2 protein-coding genes and 2 pseudogenes are annotated in these 2,661 nt (G+C 65.4%); all 4 read right to left on the bottom strand.

Annotation, left to right across the window (positions count from 1 at the left end):
• Positions 1 to 115: 115 nt before the first annotated feature.
• On the bottom strand, positions 116 to 520 hold the full coding sequence (locus ACZ7IB_RS48920; RefSeq protein WP_470921828.1) for a hypothetical protein: 405 nt from the start codon (positions 518 to 520) through the stop codon (positions 116 to 118).
• Positions 521 to 605: 85 nt separating this feature from the next.
• Positions 606 to 1,313 (bottom strand): IS6 family transposase, encoded by a 708-nt coding sequence (locus tag ACZ7IB_RS48915; protein ID WP_470921830.1) that lies wholly within the window; start codon positions 1,311 to 1,313, stop codon positions 606 to 608.
• A gap of 69 nt (positions 1,314 to 1,382) precedes the next feature.
• Positions 1,383 to 1,892: pseudogene (locus tag ACZ7IB_RS48910) on the bottom strand (IS6 family transposase); the annotation flags it as partial.
• Positions 1,893 to 1,960: 68 nt separating this feature from the next.
• Positions 1,961 to 2,413, bottom strand: a pseudogene (locus ACZ7IB_RS48905) (IS701 family transposase); the annotation flags it as partial.
• Positions 2,414 to 2,661: the final 248 nt, after the last annotated feature.

Raw genomic sequence — 2,661 nt, 5'->3', positions numbered from 1 at the left:
TCAGTTGCACTCGCGTCACGCAAGAACATCTACCGGTCCAGGCCCCGCCGCGAGGGCGAATCCCACAGATTGATCACGACTCGATACGCGCCCTAAGTCAGGTGCCCGCCGCGTGTTACTTCCACAGCTGGTGGCGGTCGTTGGCCCAGCCGGTGGTGCTGACGTTTCCCTGATTGTCGGCGGTCAGGTACTCACCCGTCATTCGGTTCTTCAGTCGGAATGCCTTCCAGCCCCCGTCCCACTCCTCGCTCCACTGTTCGTAGTAGTTGACCGGGTTGGAGCACGGCTCAAGATAGACCATGTGGTACCAGTAGCCGGTCAGACAGCGACCGTTACTACCGGGAGTCTTCTCCGCCCACGTGGTGCCATAGGGGCTTTCGAGGTTGCTGTCATCATCGTGCCACTGGACTTCACCCAGGCTGCCGAAATTGGTGTTGCACTGCCACCGACTGTCGGCACCCTGCGGATTGATCCAGACATTGCTCTGGGACCCATAGCGCAGGCAGTCGTAGGTGTACATGTTCTGCCGGCACTGTCACGTTGTTGGGTGTTTGGGTGTCTGACGGCTTGTCGGGGTGTGGTGGTGCCGGGTTCCGGGCCTGTGGTCAGGCCGTGGTGGGTCGGCTGGCAGCGCCGGTGACCTGGTCCCAGATGGTGAAGCGGACGGTCATCTCGGCTCGGTAGTGATGTGCGGTCATCAGGTGGCGGTGAGGCCGGAAGTGAGGCGAGATGCCGCTGAACGCGGACAGGAACCTTTGGGCCCCGCCCACGCTGCGGAAGCCCTTCATGGCCCGTTCACGTTGCCTCGTCGGCTGGTGGCTGTTCTCGGCCCGGTTGTTCAGGCCCTTGTGGGAGCGGTGCTCCACGAAGGGCATGACCTCGCGGTGGGCGGCGCCGTAGGAGCGGAGCTTGTCCGTGACGACCACCCGCGGCACCGCCCGGGTCAGGCGGCGGAAGAATCGCCTGGCCGCGGCCTTGTCCAGCCGGTTCTGCATCAGGATGTCCAGCACGTTGCCGTCCTGGTCGACGGCCCGCCACAGATACTTCAGCTCACCGTTGATCCTGATGAAGACCTCGTCCAAGTGCCATTTATCCCCCGGCCGTGGCCGGCGGCGGCGCAGTCCGTCGGCGTAGGCCTGCCCGAACTTCACACACCAGCGGCGAACGGTCTCATACGAGACGATCACGCCGCGCTGGAGCATCAGCTCCTCCACCTCACGGAAGCTGAGCGGGAAACGGAAATACAGCCACACGCAATGGGAGATCACCTCGACCGGGTACCGGTGCCCCCTGTATGACGGCGTGCCTTTCACGGACGACCCCCTCCACCATGACCAACCCGAAGACCATCTCACCCGGTCAACCAACGTGACAGTGCCCTGGTGGCTGTTCTCGGCCCGGTTGTTCAGGCCCTTGTGGGAGCGGTGCTCGACCGAGGGCATCACCTCGCGGTGGGCCGCCCCGTAGGAGCGCAGCTTGTCCGTGACGACTACCCTCGGCACCGAGCAGGTCGTCTTCAGCAGGCGGCGGAAGAAGGGCCTGGCCGCAGCGGTGTCCCGCCGGTTCTGGACCAGGATGTCGAGCACGTTGCCGTCGGCGTCGACGGCTCGCCACAGGTACTTCTGCTCTCCGTTGATTTTGATGAAGACCTCGTCCAGGTGCCACTTGTCGCCGGGCCGGGGTCGCCGGCGGCGCAGGCCGTTGGCGTAGGCCTGGCCGAACTTCGCGCACCAGCGGCGGACGGTCTCGTGGGAGACGATCACGCCGCGCTCGAGCATCAGTTCCTCGACCTCGCGGAAACTGAGCGGGAAGCGGAAGTACAGCCACACGCAGTGGGAGTTGATCTCCACCGGGTACCGGTGCCCCTTGTACGACGGCGACGCGCTCCCCACGGACGATCCCCCTCCACCATGATCAACTCGAAGATCCTCCCACGCCATTCGCCAACGTGACAGTGCCGCAGGTAGAGCTCACGGTCGACCAGCGTGTGGCCGCGGCCAGTTGCGTAGGCGGCGAAGACCCCGATCTGGCAATTCTCGGTGCGGCCTGCGGTGCCGGAATACTGGCGCTGGACACCGGCGGAGGCGGTGCCCTTCTTCACGAAGCCTGTGTCGTCGATGATCAGCACGCCGTTGTCCGCGCCGAGGTGCTCGGCGACGTAGGCCTGCAGGTCGTCGCGGACCTCGTCGGCCTCCCAGCGGCTCCGGGACAGGAGGTGCTGCAGCCCGTCGGGGGTGGCGTGGCCGGCGTATTCGGCGAGCTGCCAGCCGTTCTTGCGGCCCACCGGTCCAAGGAGCCCACGGACGTAGTCCCGCATCCGGCGCCGGGGCTCCACACGCGCGAAACGGCCCCCGATCCGCAAGAGCAGTTCGCCAAGTCCCTCTTCCCACAGATTCGTTGGTGCATCGTTCATGCGGGCGGACTGCCCGGAACGTTGCCACTACACACGGCGCGGTCACACCTTCGTGGAACGACCCGGCAAAGACCGTCCCACCCCCATTCCAGCCCGCTACACTCTCCACGCCCAAGCCGTTGACCAGCACGAATGAAGAAGTCCGGCTGGAGTACTAGTGCCGCATCAGGCAACGTTTGCCCTGTCCACGACGGCGCGTAGGCGCCGGTGGTCGGCATGGCGGTTGCGCCAGATGATGTAGCGGCGGA

It is taken from the genome of Streptomyces sp. NPDC037301, assembly GCF_055602785.1.
The sequence above is the reverse complement of the archived record's forward strand: the minus strand, read 5'-3'. Positions and strand labels throughout refer to the sequence as shown.